This window comes from Pseudoduganella lutea, assembly GCF_004209755.1.
Classification (GTDB): Bacteria; Pseudomonadota; Gammaproteobacteria; order Burkholderiales; family Burkholderiaceae_D; genus Rugamonas; species Rugamonas lutea.
The window spans coordinates 3,692,073-3,707,836 of record NZ_CP035913.1; the positions used below are offsets into that span (position 1 = coordinate 3,692,073).

13 protein-coding genes are annotated in these 15,764 nt (G+C 64.8%); 7 read left to right on the plus strand and 6 right to left on the minus strand.

The features are described 5' to 3' along the window. Window positions 1-15 precede the first annotated feature (15 nt). Entirely contained in the window at window positions 16-2,685 is a 2,670-nt protein-coding gene (locus EWM63_RS15635) for a nitrate reductase (protein ID WP_130187361.1), read from the plus strand. A 110-nt stretch (window positions 2,686-2,795) separates the two neighbouring features. Here the strand turns inward: EWM63_RS15635 and EWM63_RS15640 are convergent, their stop codons facing one another. Both EWM63_RS15640 and EWM63_RS15645 read right to left on the minus strand, forming a co-directional pair. Next, entirely contained in the window at window positions 2,796-3,302 is a 507-nt protein-coding gene (locus EWM63_RS15640) for a hypothetical protein (RefSeq protein WP_130187362.1), read from the minus strand. Between the two features lie 169 nt (window positions 3,303-3,471). Beyond that, on the minus strand, window positions 3,472-4,023 hold the full coding sequence (locus EWM63_RS15645; protein WP_130187363.1) for a YdeI/OmpD-associated family protein: 552 nt from the start codon (window positions 4,021-4,023) through the stop codon (window positions 3,472-3,474). 274 nt (window positions 4,024-4,297) lie between these two features. Between EWM63_RS15645 and EWM63_RS15650 the strand changes: the two genes are divergently transcribed. The 4 genes from EWM63_RS15650 to EWM63_RS15665 all read left to right on the plus strand — a co-directional run bounded on the left by EWM63_RS15650 (window position 4,298) and on the right by EWM63_RS15665 (window position 8,584). Next, entirely contained in the window at window positions 4,298-4,711 is a 414-nt protein-coding gene (locus EWM63_RS15650; RefSeq protein ID WP_130187364.1) for a type II TA system antitoxin MqsA family protein, read from the plus strand. A gap of 110 nt (window positions 4,712-4,821) precedes the next feature. After that, entirely contained in the window at window positions 4,822-5,586 is a 765-nt protein-coding gene (locus tag EWM63_RS15655; RefSeq protein WP_130187365.1) for a gamma-glutamyl-gamma-aminobutyrate hydrolase family protein, read from the plus strand. A gap of 111 nt (window positions 5,587-5,697) precedes the next feature. After that, window positions 5,698-7,068: a glutamine synthetase family protein gene (locus EWM63_RS15660; RefSeq protein WP_130187366.1), complete on the plus strand. Its 1,371-nt coding sequence runs from the start codon at window positions 5,698-5,700 to the stop codon at window positions 7,066-7,068. Between the two features lie 106 nt (window positions 7,069-7,174). Beyond that, window positions 7,175-8,584, plus strand: a complete 1,410-nt coding sequence (locus EWM63_RS15665) for an aspartate aminotransferase family protein (protein ID WP_130187367.1) — start codon at window positions 7,175-7,177, stop codon at window positions 8,582-8,584. Window positions 8,585-8,638: 54 nt separating this feature from the next. Here the strand turns inward: EWM63_RS15665 and EWM63_RS15670 are convergent, their stop codons facing one another. Beyond that, the gene (locus EWM63_RS15670; RefSeq protein ID WP_130187368.1) at window positions 8,639-10,102 is read right to left on the minus strand and encodes a high affinity choline transporter 1; all 1,464 of its coding nucleotides are present in this window, start codon (window positions 10,100-10,102) and stop codon (window positions 8,639-8,641) included. A gap of 283 nt (window positions 10,103-10,385) precedes the next feature. On the opposite strand from EWM63_RS15670, the gene EWM63_RS15675 reads away from it, so the two are divergent. After that, window positions 10,386-11,030 carry a PEP-CTERM sorting domain-containing protein gene (locus tag EWM63_RS15675; protein WP_165390837.1) on the plus strand — a complete coding sequence of 215 codons (645 nt, stop codon included), beginning with the start codon at window positions 10,386-10,388 and terminating at the stop codon, window positions 11,028-11,030. A gap of 74 nt (window positions 11,031-11,104) precedes the next feature. Here EWM63_RS15675 and EWM63_RS15680 read toward each other — a convergent pair whose 3' ends face one another. Further along, on the minus strand, window positions 11,105-12,643 hold the full coding sequence (locus EWM63_RS15680; RefSeq protein WP_371861228.1) for a catalase: 1,539 nt from the start codon (window positions 12,641-12,643) through the stop codon (window positions 11,105-11,107). A gap of 159 nt (window positions 12,644-12,802) precedes the next feature. On the opposite strand from EWM63_RS15680, the gene EWM63_RS15685 reads away from it, so the two are divergent. Beyond that, on the plus strand, window positions 12,803-14,290 hold the full coding sequence (locus tag EWM63_RS15685; RefSeq protein WP_130187370.1) for an aldehyde dehydrogenase: 1,488 nt from the start codon (window positions 12,803-12,805) through the stop codon (window positions 14,288-14,290). A 152-nt stretch (window positions 14,291-14,442) separates the two neighbouring features. Here the strand turns inward: EWM63_RS15685 and panB are convergent, their stop codons facing one another. Beyond that, window positions 14,443-15,303 carry a 3-methyl-2-oxobutanoate hydroxymethyltransferase gene (gene panB, locus EWM63_RS15690; protein WP_229487912.1) on the minus strand — a complete coding sequence of 287 codons (861 nt, stop codon included), beginning with the start codon at window positions 15,301-15,303 and terminating at the stop codon, window positions 14,443-14,445. 112 nt (window positions 15,304-15,415) lie between these two features. Next, the gene (locus EWM63_RS15695; RefSeq protein ID WP_130187372.1) at window positions 15,416-15,763 is read right to left on the minus strand and encodes a DMT family protein; all 348 of its coding nucleotides are present in this window, start codon (window positions 15,761-15,763) and stop codon (window positions 15,416-15,418) included. Window position 15,764 lies beyond the last annotated feature (1 nt).

The following is a 15,764-nucleotide window of genomic DNA, read 5'->3' on the forward strand; positions in this document are numbered from 1 at the left end:
AGTATTGGAACCATCGTGAACCTGTCCCAGCAACATCTGTCCATCGCCACCACCTGTCCCTATTGCGGCGTCGGCTGCGGCGTCAAGGCCGTGCCGCAGGGGCCGCAGGCGGCCACCGTGTCCGGCGATCCCGACCACCCGGCGAACTTCGGCCGGCTGTGCGTGAAGGGATCGGCGCTCGGCGAAACGCTGGGCCTCGATGGGCGGCTGCTGCATCCACAGGTCCGTGAAGATGGCCAACTGCGGCAGGTGTCGTGGGACGAAGCGCTGGACCGGGCCGCCGGCCAATGGCGCGCGATCGTCGACGAGCACGGGCCCGACGCGGTGGCGCTGTATGTGTCCGGCCAGTTGCTGACGGAAGATTATTACGTCGCCAACAAGCTGATGAAGGGCTATGTCGGCAGCGCCAACATCGACACCAACTCGCGGCTGTGCATGTCGTCCGCCGTGGCGGGGCACAAGCGGGCATTCGGCGAAGACATGGTGCCGGTGAACTACGACGACCTGGAAAGCGCCGACATGATCGTGCTGGTCGGCTCGAACCTCGCATGGTGCCACCCGATCCTGTTCCAGCGCATCACGCGCGCGAAGGAAGCCCGGCCGGAGATGAAGCTGGTCGTCATCGATCCGCGCCGCACCGCCACGTGCGAACTGGCCGACCAGCACCTGCCGGTGAAGCCGGGCACTGACGTCTGGCTGTTCAATGGCTTGCTGGCCTACCTGTCGCGCGGCGATGCGGTCGATGCGGCATTCATCGCCAACCACACGCGCGGCCTGAACGAAGCCCTGGAAGCGGCCGACCTCACGCCCGAAGCGGTGGCCAAGGCGTGCCGGCTGCCGCTGGAAGACGTGCTGGCGTTCTATGAATCGTTCGCCGCCACGCCGAAAGCGATCACCGGCTTTTCAATGGGCGTGAACCAGTCGTCCGCCGGTACCGACAAGGTCAACGCGATCATCAACTGCCACCTCGTCACGGGCCGGATCGGCAAGCCGGGCATGGGGCCGTTCTCGATCACGGGCCAGCCGAACGCGATGGGCGGCCGCGAGGTCGGGGGGCTTGCCAATATGCTGGCGGCCCACCTGGACCTGGACAAACCCGAACACCGCACCGCCGTGCGCGAGTTCTGGGATTCGCCGCGCATCGCCGACAAGCCGGGCCTGAAGGCCGTGGACCTGTTCCAGGCTATCGAATCCGGTAAAGTCAAAGCGGTGTGGGTGATCGCCACCAATCCGATGGTCAGCCTGCCGGATGCCGACCAGGTACGCCGCGCGCTGTCCAAAGCCGAGCTGGTGATCGCCAGCGACGTGGTGCAGGAGACCGACACGAACGCCTTCGCCCACGTGCTGCTGCCGGCGTTGGCCTGGGCCGAAAAGGATGGCACGGTCACCAATTCCGAGCGCCGCATCTCGCGCCAGCGCGCCTTCCTGCCGGCGCCGGGCGAGGCGAAGGGCGACTGGCAGATCCTGTGCGAGTTTGCGCAGCGCCTCGGCTACGCCGGCTTCGATTTCAAACACCAGTCCGAGATCTTTGCGGAACATGCGCGGCTGTCGGCATGGCGCAATACGCAGGAAGAGCTGCCGCGCCTGTTCGACATCGGCGCGCTGGCCACGCTCGACCGTGCCGGCTACGACAGCCTGCAGCCGGTGCAGTGGCCGCTGGGCCGCCGCGTCTTCGCCGACCACCGCTTCTCGTTCCCGGACGGGCGCGCCCGCTTCGTGCCCACGGTGCCGCGCCTGCCCGTCAATACGGCCGGCGGCGAATATCCGCTGGTGCTGAACACGGGCCGCGTGCGCGACCAGTGGCACACCATGACGCGTACTGGCCGCGCGCCCAAGCTGGCCGAGCACACACCGGAATCGTTCGTCGACCTGCACCCGCAGGATGCGCTGCTGTGCGGCGTGCGCGACGGCGAGCTGGCGCGCATCTCGTCGCAGTGGGGCAGCATGGTGGCGCGCGTGCGCCATGGCGGCGGCATTGCCCGCGGCAGCGTGTTCGTGCCGATCCACTGGAACGGGCAGACGGCGTCGGACGCGCGCGTGGGCGCCGTCGTGAACCCGGTCGTCGATCCCGTGTCGGGCGAGCCGGAATTCAAGCACACGCCGGTGGTGGTCGACCGCTTCCCCGTGCAGTGGCACGGCTTCGTGCTGTCGCGTACAGCGCTCGACCTGGACAAGGTGGCGTACTGGACCCGCGCCCAGGGCGCCGGTTTTACCCGCTATGAAATGGCGGGCCGCAACCGCATTGCCGATTTCGGCACCTGGGCACGCGAACTGCTGGGCGTCGACGACGACGATGCCGACTGGCTCGAATACGCCGACCGCAGCGCCGGCGTGTACCGCGCCGTGCACATCGTCGACGACCGCATTGCGAAGTGTATCTTCGTGTCGCCACGGCCCGACCTGCCCGAGCGGGCCTGGCTGGCCGGCCTGTTCTCGAACGCGGCACTGGCCGATGCCGAGCGCGCCGGCGTGCTGGCCGGCCGCCCGCTGGCGCAGGGCGCCGATACCGGGCCGACCGTGTGCTCGTGCTTCGGCGTGGGCCGCAACACGATCTGCAACGCGATCCGCGACAAGGACCTCAAGACGACCGCCGAGGTCACCGCCTGCGTGAAGGCGGGCGGCAATTGCGGCTCGTGCGTGCCGGAGATCCGGCAGTTGCTGGCCGAGGTGCGGGTGCCGGCGTAAGGCGCTGGCAAGGTTAGCGGACTGGCCGCCGACCCGACTGTGATCGGCACCGGTCTTTGCCGGGAATCCGCAATCAACGACACCAGCATCGAGCTGGCTGGCGCCGACGCCTAGCCCGGTGCCGCGGATTGCTGCTGGCGTGGATGGTTCCGGACCACCATATGCGGCCCCGTGCGTCGATGCCGAAACCACTCCTGCAGTTCTGGAAAGAGGCCCAGCAGTTCATCCACGACGCAGGCCGCCGAACGCGGCTTCTGTCGAAGCACGACGCGACGAAAAAAGGAGTGGTCCTGGGAAAACCAGCAATGCGTTCCAGAGCCTTTTCTCGGTTGCAAGCGGCCAGAAGAAGATCCCATATAGGAAAGCACCTTGTCGGGCGGAACCCGTTCACCGTAGTGAATCACACCGCTTGCTGAACAATGCCCGAAGTTCACCACAAAGCGCGGTGTGCCGTGTTTTTCCCACTGCAGGTCGAAGACATCGATACCGTCGGCCGTGATGCGGCGGAAGTCGACGCTGAACGGGCTATGCGCCGTGTCGATCTGAAATCCTTGCAGGACGACAAACGGATAGAAGCGCTTCTTCAATTCCCTGCGCAGGTCCGTCGTCTTACCCATGGCGGGGACGTCCTCCCGCGGAATACCCCAAAATTGCTGGCAAAGTTTTTGTCTCCGATAGAAAGATGGTGAACTTTCGCTGGCGCCTGCGGGCCAAGCGACGACGAGCGCCTCCGTTGAATGTTCAGGGGCAGACGACTGTGAAAACGTCAGAGCGGGTTCCGCAACGTTACGCTGCCTCGTCAGGCGGTTTGAACCCTTTGCTGTAATAACCGGACGGGTCGAAACAGCAAACCCGCTTCTTGCCGGCAGCAAGCATGTCGCACGCACCGGCGATGCGGCTCAGGCGGGTTTTTTCCTGCTTGGCCGACACGATCCAGTGGATCCAGTCGATGCGGGCGATGGTCGTGGTGGCAGCCCAGGTCGCCCTCGCTTCCGGCGAAGCTGCAAGCGCTGCGCGGAAGTCCGGTGGCAGTTGCGGTTCCAGTTCGTTCGCCAGCGGCTGGACCTCGAGTGCAACAGGGCTTCCTGCCTCGGCGCCTGAACTTTCCAGCAGGGCGCGGGGAATCTTGAGCCAATGGCTTAACTGCCCGTCGGGCTCGAGCACGGCCTGGAATGGATGACCGTTGATCGTGCCTTCCACACTCGTCCTGCCCCGCCTCGGCAGCTTGTCGCTTTCCGACTTTGGCAGGATGGCGAAGGCCCAGGGCTCCTCGCCCTGCATGTCGGCGGGGCGGCGTAATTCGACCTGGAAGCATGCGTTGGCAAGGTCTGGCTTCATCTGTGCTCCGTTCAGTGAAGTGGCGGTGTTCAAACGCTGTGTGCAGGGGGGCCGTGGCCTTCCTCATGCATGCAGGCGGGTTGTTTCAGGTCCTTCCGCTGCCAGCCCGATTGCGGGCATCAGCCAGCGCAGTGTACGAGGCCAGTTGTCCCGATGGCAAGCACTGGCCTTTACCAAGCGTTCCGGGCCGGCATCGCGATCCTCCCGTGTCGCAGCATCTTCACTTGCACGGCTAGAATTGTCGGCATCGAAATGCAATCGAGGAATCGCGATCATGGAGAACTGCCCAGAATGCGGCGCATCGGACCTGGTGCATGACACGCATGGCGTGTCGTACACCTACAAGCACCGCCACACCACGATCCCGGCCGTTTCCGGTTATCACTGCGCGCAGTGCGGCGGCGTCGCGCTGGACCGTGCCGCCATCGACCGCTATGACGAGCTGGTGAGCCAGTTCCATCGCCGCGTCGATCACGAGCTTGTCGAGCCCGCATACATCCGGGCCGTGCGCAAGAAACTGCGGCTGGACCCGCGCGAGGCCGATGAGCTGATCGGCAGCGGCGGCAATGAATTCGCCTGCTATGAAGCGGGCAGGGTGCAACCGCATCCATCCACTGTGAAGCTGCTCAGGCTGCTCGACCGGCATCCGGATCTGCTGGCGGAATTGCGGCTGGACGAAAACGCGTAAGCCGCGTCAACGGCTGAGTTCGCCGCAGTTATGTACGCGACCGAACAGTCGAATATTTCGCTTTGTGTTACATTAAAAACATCGGTCACCAACGTTCATGGAGCCGCCTTATGCGCCGTCCTATCGTCCTCGTACCAGCGTGCACCCGGCAGATCGGGCATTTCCCGAATCATGCCGCCCAGAACAAGTATGTGAACGCCGTCGTTCTCGGCGCGCGCTGCATGCCCCTGGTATTGCCCGCGCTGGCCGAACTGACGGACATGGAAGCGGTGCTGCACGTGGCGGACGGGATCATGCTGACCGGGTCGGCATCGAACGTGCATTCCGACCTGTATGGCCAGCCGATCCGTAATCCTTCACTGCCGCTGGATGCGGCGCGCGATGCCACCACGTTGCCGCTGATCCGCGCGGCCGTGAAGCGGGGCATTCCGATCCTGGGCATCTGCCGCGGCTTCCAGGAAATCAACGTGGCGCTCGGCGGCACGCTGCACCAGGCCGTGCAGGAACTGCCGGGCATGATGGACCACCGCGACCGTGAAGACGATTCGCTCGAAGTGCAGTACGGCCCGGCCCACCCGATCTACCTCACGAAAGGGGGCAAGTTCGCGGAAATGCTGGGCAACCCGGAGGAAATTACCGTCAATTCCCTGCACGGCCAGGGGATCGACGTGCTGGCTCCCGGCCTCACCGTGGAAGCGGTGGCGCACGACGGGCTGGTGGAAGCTTATACCGTGGATGCCGCGCACGGTTTCACGCTGGCGGTGCAGTGGCACCCCGAGTGGCGCATCACGGAAAACCCCGACTCCATGAAGATGTTCCTGGCCTTCGGCAATGCCTGCCGCGAATACCAGGCGCGCCGACAGGAGCGGGGTTGATGACTACCTACGAGGCCTGGTCGGGCGGAATCCCATAGCTGTTCTTCCATGTGAAGTTCGAGGGACGCGGCCCGCACCCGGCTGCGCACATTGACTTACTTGGAGCAAAGCATGGCAATCCGCGAAAATTTCACCTACACCGACATGGACGAGTGGCTCAATGAAAAACGGGTCACTGAAATCGAATGCCTGGTGCCCGACCTGACCGGCGTCGCCCGTGGCAAGATCCTGCCCCGCGGGAAGTTCACGCAGGAGCGCGGCATGCGCATCCCCGAGGCAGTGCTGGGCATGACCGTGACCGGCAATTCCCCCACCGACGACCCGGCCTACGACCGCGCAATCTCGCAGACCGACCGTGACATGATCCTGAAGGCGGACCCCGGCACGATCACGATGGTGCCATGGGCCACCGACCCCACCGCGCAAGTCATCCACGACTGCTATTTCGCCGACGGGCGGCTGGTGGACTTCGCGCCGCGTTCCGTGCTGCGCCGCGTGCTGAAGCTGTACGAGGACAAGGGCTGGAAACCGGTGGTGGCACCCGAGCTGGAGTTTTATCTCACCGCCAAGATCTCCGATCCCGACCTGCCGCTGAAGGCGCCGGTGGGCCGCAGCGGCCGTGCCGAAACGTCGCGCCAGGTGTACAGCATCGATGCCGTCAACGAGTTTGATCCGCTGTTCGAAGACATCTACGACTATTGCGACCTGATGGGGCTGGACGTGGACACGCTGATCCACGAGATCGGCGCCGGCCAGATGGAAATCAACTTCCTGCACGGCGAGCCGCTCGGCCTGGCCGACAAGGTGTTCTTCTTCAAGCGCACCTTGCGCGAGGCGGCGCTGAAACACAATATGTACGCCACCTTCATGGCCAAGCCGATGGCCGGCGAGCCCGGCTCGGCAATGCACATCCACCAGAGCATCGTCGATTCGAAAACGGGCTGGAACATCTTCTCGAACGAGGACGGCTCGCCGTCGCAGCTGTTCAAGCACTACATCGGCGGCCTGCAGCGCTACATGCCCTGCGCGCTGGCGATCGTGGCGCCATACGTGAATTCGTATCGCCGCCTGGTGCGCCACACCGCGGCACCGATCAATATCCAGTGGGGCGTGGACAACCGCACCGTGGGCTTCCGCGTGCCGGAATCGGGCATCCAGGACCGCCGCGTGGAAAACCGCATCATCGGCTCGGATGCCAACCCCTACCTGGCACTGGCCGTCACGCTGGCGTGCGGCTACCTGGGCATGACCGAACATCTCGAACCCACCGAAATCACGCACGGCAGCGCCTACGAAATGAAGTACGAGCTGCCGCAAGGGCTGCCGGAAGCATTGGGCCTGCTGCGCCGCGAAGAAAAGCTGCGCGGGGTGCTGGGCGAGCGCTTCATCGACGTGTATGCTGCCATCAAGGACCTCGAACACCAGGAATTCATGACCGTCATCAGCCCCTGGGAACGCGAGCACCTGTTATTGCACGTATAATTGCACGTATAAACGGTTTATACTGATTCTATGAGCTGAACCCTTTGCCGGCCGGTGGCCGGCTGTCGCGTGGCCCGCGTGACCGCGCCTTCACCAGGAGGCAACCATGACCACCACCCCGATCGTGCCGGAACTGCCGGACACCAAGGGCTTGCAGCGGCTCGATGCCGCGCACTACCTGCACCCGTTCACGGACCACGCGGCGCTGGCGCGACAGGGCGCGCGCGTGATGGTGCGCGGCGACGGCATCTACCTGTGGGATTCGGACGGGCGAAAGGTGCTCGATGCGATGTCGGGCCTGTGGTGCGTGAACGTGGGTTATGGCCGGCGCAGCATTACCGAGGCGGTGGCGCGGCAGATGGATACGCTGCCGTTCTACAACAGCTTCTTCAATACCACCACGATTCCCGCCGTGCAGCTCGCCGCGAAGCTGGCGAAGATCGCGCCCGCCGGCTTCAACCACGTGTTCTTCACCGGTTCCGGTTCGGAAGCAAACGATACCAACGTGCGCATGGTGCGCCGCTACTGGGACCTGGCCGGCCAGCCCGAGCGCACGGTCATCATCAGCCGCCATAACGCCTACCACGGCAGCACCATGGCCGGGGCGTCGCTCGGCGGCATGAGCGGCATGCACGTGCAGGGCGGCCTGCCGATTCCCGGCATCGTCCACATCGGCCAGCCGCACTATGCCGACCACGGCGTGGGCATGACGCCGGACGAATTCGGCATCCACGCGGCCGGCTGGCTGGAAGAGCGGATCAAGGAACTGGGGCCGGGCAAGGTGGCCGCGTTCATTGGCGAGCCCATCCAGGGCGCCGGCGGCGTGATCATTCCACCGGCCACCTACTGGCCGGAAATCCGCCGCATCTGCGACAAGTACGACGTGCTGCTGATCGCGGATGAAGTGATCACCGGCTTCGGCCGGCTGGGCACCTGGTTCGCATCGGAACTCTATGGCATGCGGCCTGACCTGATCACGTTCGCGAAAGGCGTCACCTCGGGCTACGTGCCGCTGGGCGGCGTGCTGGTGGGAGAGCGCGTGGCCGATGTGCTGGTCCGGGGCGGCGACTTCAATCACGGCTTCACGTATTCCGGGCACCCGGTGGCCTGCGCCGCGGCGCTGGAAAACATCCGCATCCTCGAGGAAGAGGGCGTGGTGGAACAGGTGGCGCACGATACCGGGCCCTACCTGAAACAGCGCTTTGCCAGCCTGTCCGCCCACCCGCTGGTCGGCACGGCCGACAGCTTCGGCTTCGTGGCCGGGCTGTCGCTGGTGCGGCGCAAGGCCGCCAACGTGCATTACCAGGTGCGCTTCGACCCGGCGCTGGGCGTGGGCATGGTGTGCCGCGCGCACATGTTCGAGAACGGCATCATCATGCGCGCGGTGGGCGACAGGATGATCATCGCGCCGCCGCTGGTGACGACGCGCGACCAGGTCGACGAGATGATCCAGAAGATCCGCCTGTGCCTCGACCTGACGCTGGCCGATGTCACGGCACGGGGCTGGCTCGGCTGACCAGGCGCCTGCCGCCCGGTCCCGGGCGCCTTGCTTTCCGCTTCTCTTCTTGTTTTATGCCTTGGCGCCCGCGACGTGCGCCGGCTGCTCCTGCCGGTTCTTCAGCACCTGCGGTGCCAGCGAACCGACGATCATGCCGGCCAGCGCGGCCAGCAGGCCGGCCAGCTGGCCCGGGAACGCTTCGCCCAGGTCGCTGATCTGCGGGAAGAACAGCACCCACACGAGAATGCCGGCGCCGATCGACAGCACCGCGCCCTGCGTGGTGGCGCGCCGCCAGTACAGGCCCATCACCAGGGGGATGAACGCCCCCACGAGCGTTACCTGGTAGGCGGACGACACCAGTTCATAGATCGACGTGCCCTGCATCACGATCGCATACACCAGCACCAGCGCGGCGAAGATCACGATCGTCACGCGCATCGCCAGCAGTTGCTGGCGGTCCGTCATGCCCGGGCGCATGTTCTTCAGGATGTTCTCGACAAAGCTCGTCGATGGCGCCAGCAGGGTGGCCGACGACGTGCTCTTGATGGCCGAGAGCAGCGCGCCGAAGAACAGGATCTGCATGACGAGGGGCATCTTCGTCATCACGAACGTGGGCAGCAGGCGCTGGTAATCGTTCTTGGCCAGTTCCATCGCGCTGTCGCCCATCACGACGACCGCGGCGGCCACGATGAACATCGGCACGAAGCCGAAGATGATGTAGCTGGCGCCGCCGATCACGGCGCCGGTGCGGGCCGTGGGCGCATCCTTGGCGGACATCACGCGCTGGAACACGTCCTGCTGCGGAATGCTGCCGAACATCATCGTGATGGCGGCGGCAAAGAAGAACATGATGTCGGTGAACGTGGGTTCGGGCCACAGGCGCCACAGGTCGGCACGCTGCGCCATGTCCAGCACGTTGCCGGCGCCGCCCGCCAGGTCGGCCGCGAAGAATGCGATGACCGTCATGCCCACCACCAGCACGATCATCTGGATGAAGTCGGTGATCGCCACGGCCAGGAACCCGCCCACCACCACGTAGATCAGCACGGCGAGCGTGCCGATCACCATGCCCGCGGCCGGTGCCAGCGCGCCATTCGTCAGCACCGCGAAGACCAGCCCCAGCGCGGTGATCTGCGCGGCCACCCAGCCCAGGTAGCTGAGGATGATCGCCACCGAGCAAAACACTTCGATGCCCTTGCCGTAGCGCTGGCGGTAGTAGTCGCCGATCGTCAGCAGGTTCAATTTATACAGTTTCGTCGCGAAGAACAGGCCAACGAGGATCAGGCAGGTGCCGGCGCCGAACGGGTCTTCGATCACGGCATTCAGGCCGCCCTGCACGAATCTCGCGGGTACCCCCATCACGGTTTCGGCGCCGAACCAGGTGGCAAACGTTGTCGTGATGACCATGATCAGCGGCAGGCTCCGGCCCGCAACGGCGAAGTCGCTGGTGTTCTTGACCCGCGTGCCCGCCCACATGCCGAGGCCCAGCGTTCCCAGAAGATAGAGCGCGACGAAAATGATCAGGGTGTTGTTCATGCAAGCTTTCGGGAGCGGAAATGAGCGGGCGGAAAATTCCGGATTATAAAGGCTGGATGCGGCCCCGGGCGCAACTTGCCGGCGATTTGTCGCCGGATGTTGCATGCCGGGACGGCCCATGGTCGGCGGCCGGCCGTCGGGAAACTTGACGTGCCATGCAAGATGCCAGTGCCATGCGGGGCGTCGTGGGCGTGGCATGGGTTATGCGAGATCAACCTGTAGAAATCAGCGCGGTTGCGCCAGCGGCCCGCTGGCCGTCCAGTCATTTCCCAAGGAGCCCGTCATGGAACGATTCTCGCAGTTGATCAGGGCAACGATCCTGTCGTTTGCCGTGGTGGCCAGCGCGCAGGCGTTACCGCTGTCCACGCTGCTCGCCGGCGGCACTCTGGGCGCAGGCGGCCTCGCGTTCACCCACTTCAGCGCCAGCTACGCCACGTCGGACCCGTTGCGGGTTTTCAATGCCGGGAATATCGACGTGACCGCCATTCCCGACGGGTCGCCGTTTGGCGCGGGACTGCGATTCATGGTGAGGGAAGGCGAACTGACGGTGCAGGGCGCGGGCGCCCATGCCTTCATCGACCTGCGGATGGGTTTTCGCGTGGCGGCGCTCGATCCGGCATCGCCCGCGTCGGGGGTGGCGCTGACGATGACCAGCAACGGGATCGACATGCGGCAGCAGGACCATGGCGTCACCATTGCGCATCATGTGCGCGGTGGCCCCGGCATGGCCGGCTTCCTGTCGCAGCCCGAGCTGTGGGTCGCCAGCGACTTGCTGGTGTGGGCGGCCGACCGGGGCGATACGGCCGCGCTGATCGTGTTTTCGCAGCATTACGACCTGGAAGTGCCGGAGCCCGGCAGCCTGCCATTGCTGGCGGTTGCCGGGCTCGCGGCGATGGCCGTGCTCGGAAAGAGGCGACCCACGTCGTGATGCCTCGACGTGGGCGGCGCCGAGCGAGTCAAGCCGTGCCAGGCAAGCCCGGCCCGGCATGTGGTGCCTTGCGCTTACTCCTTCAGCGCGGCGGCCAGGTCGGCCACCTTTGCACCATCGGCACCCACTGCCTTGACGAGGCGCTTGCCGTAGTCGGCATCGGCCCGGTAGAAGTGCGACAGCATCGTGTACAGGCTGACCTGGTTCTTCACGCGCTTCAGGTCACCGGACAGGTTGGCGATCAGGTCATCCTTGTCCTGCGCCGACAGGGCGCGGTAGTAGTCGCCGGCCTGCTGGAAATTCAGCGTCCTGGCGATGCGCTGCTGCTGCGTGGTACCGGCCAGCGGCAGGTTGCTGCTACGGGCGTTCGGATCCTCGGCCAGGTTCGCGATGCGGCTCGGCTGGTAGTTCACGTGACCCTTGCGGCCATCGATGTTCATCGCGCCATCCTGCTGGTGGTTGCGCACGGGGACCACGGGCTTGTTGATCGGCAGCGACTGGAAATTGGCACCCAGGCGGTGGAACTGCGTGTCCACATAGGAGAACAGGCGGCCCTGCAGCATGCGGTCTTCCGACGCTTCGATGCCCGGCACGAGGTTGCCCGGTGCCATCGCAACCTGCTCGGTCGCTTCGAAGAAGTTCTCCGGCACCTTGTTCAGCACCATCGTTCCCACCTTGCGCTCGGGGACATCCGGCCAGATCTTGGTGGCGTCCAGCGGGTCGAAGGCGAACTTGTCGAGCTCTTGCGGTTTCAGGATCTGCACCGTCAGGTCCCAGGTCGGGAACTTGCCGGCATTGATCGATTCATACAGGTCCACCGTGGCGTGGCTGGTGCTCTTGCCCTGGATGACCGGGATTTCCTGCGGGCGCAGGTTGCGTTCGCCCTGGCGCGATTTCCACGCGAACTTCGCGTACACATACTCGCCCTTGGCGTTGACCAGCTTCAGCGCGTGCACGCTGCTGCCGTTCATCTGGCGATAGTTGGCCGGCGTGCCCCAGTTCGAATACACGCGGGTCAGCATCGCCGTGGCTTCCGGCACGTGGGAGAAGAAGTCGAACACGCGCTCCGGTTCCTGCACATTGGTCACCGGGTCCGGCTTGAGCGCGTGGATCATGTCGGGGAACTTGATCGCATCGCGGATGAAGAAGATCGGCAGGTTGTTGCCGACCAGGTCCCAGTTGCCTTCCTGCGTATAGAACTTGGTGGCGAAGCCGCGCGGATCGCGCGTGGTTTCCGCGCCGGAGCGGCTCGGGATCACGGTGGAGAAGCGCACGAAGACCGGCGTGACGGTGCCCTTGGCGAACAGCTTTGCCTTCGTCAGGTCGGACAGGTCGTCGGTCGTGGTGAACGTGCCGTGCGCGCCGGTGCCGGTCGCATGCACCACGCGCTCGGGAATGCGCTCGCGGTCGAAGCGCTGCAGCTTCTGCACCAGGTGCACGTCCTGCAGCAGTGTCGGGCCGCCGGGGCCGGCGGTCTGGCTGTTCTGGTTGTCGCCAACAGGGGCGCCGTTATCCTTGGTCAGGGTCTGGGCATAGGCGCCGGTCGACATCGACGTCAGCGCGGATACGATGGCCATTGCGCACAACAGCGCGCGGCCCGGCTTCGAAGCCATAAACTCCATATACTCTACCTATCAAGTTAAGTGTTTAAGAAAGGCTTATGCTATCGATCGCGCTGCTATTATGGAAATTCATTGTAACTATCGTTTCGATAGGTGATTCCTAATCGACAAGCCGGCGGTAGAATCGGCTGAAACCATCCGGAGACAGCCATGAACGATTTCGCCAGCTGGCATGAGCGCGCCCGCGCGTTGTCCATCGACGGCCGCGCCGTCATCGACGGCAAGCGCGTGCCGTCCCGCACGGGGCAGCAATTCGACAACCGCTCACCGGTCGATGGCCGGGAGCTCGGCCCCGTCGCGCGCTGCGGCCCGGAAGACGTGGAGGTGGCCGTCGCCAATGCCCGCGCCGCGTTCGACGATGGCCGCTGGGCCAGCCTGGCGCCGGCGAAGCGCAAGCGCATCCTCATAAAATTCGCCGACCTGATGGAGCAGCACCGCGATGAACTGGCGCTGCTTGAAACGCTCGACATGGGCAAGCCAATCAAGTACAGCCTGGCCGTGGACGTGGCCGGCGCGGCGAACTGCATCCGCTGGTATGGCGAGGCGATCGACAAGGTGTATGGCGAAATCGCGCCCACGCCCGCCGACAGCCTGGCATTGATCACGCGCGAGGCGGTGGGCGTCGTCGGCGCCATCGTGCCGTGGAATTACCCGATGCTGATGGCGTCGTGGAAGATCGGCCCCGCGCTCGCGGCGGGCAACAGCGTGGTACTCAAGCCTTCGGAAAAATCGCCATTGAGCGCGCTGCGGCTGGCCGACCTGGCGCTGGAGGCGGGCATTCCGCCCGGCGTGTTCAACGTGCTGCCCGGCTACGGCAACGAAGCGGGCAGCGCGCTGGCGCTGCACATGGATGTCGACTGCATCGCGTTCACGGGGTCCACGCGCGTGGGCAAGCAGATCGTGCAGATGGCGGGGCAGTCGAATCTGAAGCGGGCGTGGACGGAACTGGGCGGCAAGTCGGCCAACATCGTGTGCGCCGATTGCCCCGACCTCGATGCGGCGGTGGCGGCATCGATCGGCTCGATCTTCTTCAACCAGGGCGAGAGCTGCAATGCGCCATCACGCCTGTTCGTGGAAGAATTGATCCGCGAACGATTCATCGAGAAAGCGCTGGCCATGGTGCCCGCTTTCGCGCCGGGCGATCCGCTCGATGCGGGCACGGTGATGGGCGCGATCGTCGACGACATCCAGCTGGCCACGGTGATGAAGTACATCGGCGAAGGCAAGGCCGCGGGCGCGCGGCTGCTGGCCGGCGGCGAACGCGTGCGGCTCGACACCGGTGGCTACTACGTGGCGCCGACGATCTTCGATGGCGTCGATGCCGGCATGTCGATCGCCCGCGAGGAAATCTTCGGGCCCGTGCTGTCGGTGCTGAGTTTCACGTCGCTCGACGAAGCGGTGCGCCAGGCCAACGCCACGCCGTATGGCCTGCACGCGGCCGTGTGGACGGCCGACCTGTCGAAAGCCATCCGCACATCCCGCGCGCTGCGCGCCGGTACCGTGCACGTGAACCAGTACGACAACGACGACATCACGGTGCCATTCGGCGGCTACAAGCAATCCGGCAACGGCCGCGACAAGTCGCTGCACGCGTTCGACAAGTACACGGAACTGAAGACGACCTGGATCCAGGTGTGAGGGGAAAAAACTGGGGACAGACCGGAACGCCGGACCGCCTGTTTTCCAGGAAATTTCCTGGAAACAGTGCGGTCCGGCGCATAGGGGTACCCGATATTGAAGCAATATTTCTCGAAAAATGGGGACGTACCCCATTTTTCAAGCAACTTTTTTTAGAAGCAGTGCTCGATGGCGGGGAAGCTGCCGTCCTTGACGGCGGCGACGTAGGCGGTAAAGGCTGCCTCGATGGTGGGCTGGCCATCCATGAAGTTCCGCACGAAGCGCGCCTTGCGGCCGGGGAAGACGCCCAGCAGGTCGTGCATGACGAGCACCTGGCCGGAGCAGTCGGGGCCGGCGCCGATGCCGATGGTGGGGATGGCCAGCGCTTCGGTGACGGCCTTGCCGACGGTCGAGGGTACCGCTTCGAGCAGCACGATCGACGCGCCGGCGGCTTGCAGCTTGAGCGCATCGGCCTTCAAGGCGTCGGCGCTTTCCACGGTCTTGCCCTGCACCTTGTAGCCGCCCAGCTGGTGGACGAACTGCGGCGTCAGGCCGATGTGGGCGCACACGGGCACGCCGCGCTCGACGAGGAAGCGCACCGTGTCCGCCAGCCAGCCGGCGCCTTCGATCTTGACGATGTGGGCGCCGGCCTGCATCAGCTGCACGCAGCTGGCCAGCGCCTGTTCCGGCGTGCCGTAGCTGCCGAACGGCAGGTCGGCCATGATCATCGCGGACTTGGCGCCGCGCGCCACGGCGGCCGTGTGGTAGGCCACTTCCTGCACGGTGACGGGCAGCGTGGACGAATGGCCATTGCACACCATGCCCAGCGAATCGCCGATCAGCAGGATTTCAACGCCGCTCTTGTCCATCAGCGCGGCAAAGCTGGCGTCGTAGCACGTCAGCATGGAGATCTTTTCGCCGGCCGCGCGCAGCGCGCTCAGCGAAGGAATCGTGACGGCCTTGCTCGCCACCGCTTTTGCCGGTGCCGGCGTGCCGCTCGTCGCTTTTGCAACGCCCTGTGTGGCGCCGGACATATCACTACCCTGCAGATAACCAGACATGGAAGTCCTCTAATAAAATCGTTACGGCGCGTATTCTAAACCCCGCCGCACGACCGTGCAGAAATGTCGGTGGCCAGCCGGCGCTTCAGGAACGGAAGATGAAGTACACCGCCCCGACGAGGCACAGCCCCGCCCAGATGAAATCGGTCTTGAACGGCTGGTTCATGTAGATCATCGCGAACGGCACGAAGACGACAAGCGTGATCACTTCCTGCATGATCTTCAGCTGCGCCAGGCTGTATTGCGTGTAGCCGATCCGGTTGGCCGGCACCTGCAGCAGGTATTCGAACAGCGCGATGCCCCAGCTGGCGAATGCCGCCACATACCACGCCTTGGTGGAGAAATTCTTCAGGTGGCCATACCAGGCCACGGTCATGAACACATTGGACAGGGTGAGAAGCCCAACGGTCTGCACGATGACAGGGATCTGCATG

What these genes read in the sequence shown, in the direction of transcription:
- EWM63_RS15640 (WP_130187362.1), bottom strand. Translation starts at nt 3,302, where the DNA reads ATGGGTAAGACGACGGACCTGCGCAGGGAATTGAAGAAGCGCTTCTAT.
- EWM63_RS15645 (WP_130187363.1), bottom strand. Translation starts at nt 4,023, where the DNA reads ATGAAGCCAGACCTTGCCAACGCATGCTTCCAGGTCGAATTACGCCGC.
- EWM63_RS15650 (WP_130187364.1), top strand. Translation starts at nt 4,298, where the DNA reads ATGGAGAACTGCCCAGAATGCGGCGCATCGGACCTGGTGCATGACACG.
- EWM63_RS15655 (WP_130187365.1), top strand. Translation starts at nt 4,822, where the DNA reads ATGCGCCGTCCTATCGTCCTCGTACCAGCGTGCACCCGGCAGATCGGG.
- EWM63_RS15660 (WP_130187366.1), top strand. Translation starts at nt 5,698, where the DNA reads ATGGCAATCCGCGAAAATTTCACCTACACCGACATGGACGAGTGGCTC.
- EWM63_RS15665 (WP_130187367.1), top strand. Translation starts at nt 7,175, where the DNA reads ATGACCACCACCCCGATCGTGCCGGAACTGCCGGACACCAAGGGCTTG.
- EWM63_RS15670 (WP_130187368.1), bottom strand. Translation starts at nt 10,102, where the DNA reads ATGAACAACACCCTGATCATTTTCGTCGCGCTCTATCTTCTGGGAACG.
- EWM63_RS15675 (WP_165390837.1), top strand. Translation starts at nt 10,386, where the DNA reads ATGGAACGATTCTCGCAGTTGATCAGGGCAACGATCCTGTCGTTTGCC.
- EWM63_RS15680 (WP_371861228.1), bottom strand. Translation starts at nt 12,643, where the DNA reads ATGGCTTCGAAGCCGGGCCGCGCGCTGTTGTGCGCAATGGCCATCGTA.
- EWM63_RS15685 (WP_130187370.1), top strand. Translation starts at nt 12,803, where the DNA reads ATGAACGATTTCGCCAGCTGGCATGAGCGCGCCCGCGCGTTGTCCATC.
- panB (WP_229487912.1), bottom strand. Translation starts at nt 15,303, where the DNA reads ATGTCCGGCGCCACACAGGGCGTTGCAAAAGCGACGAGCGGCACGCCG.
- EWM63_RS15695 (WP_130187372.1), bottom strand. Translation starts at nt 15,763, where the DNA reads ATGCAGATCCCTGTCATCGTGCAGACCGTTGGGCTTCTCACCCTGTCC.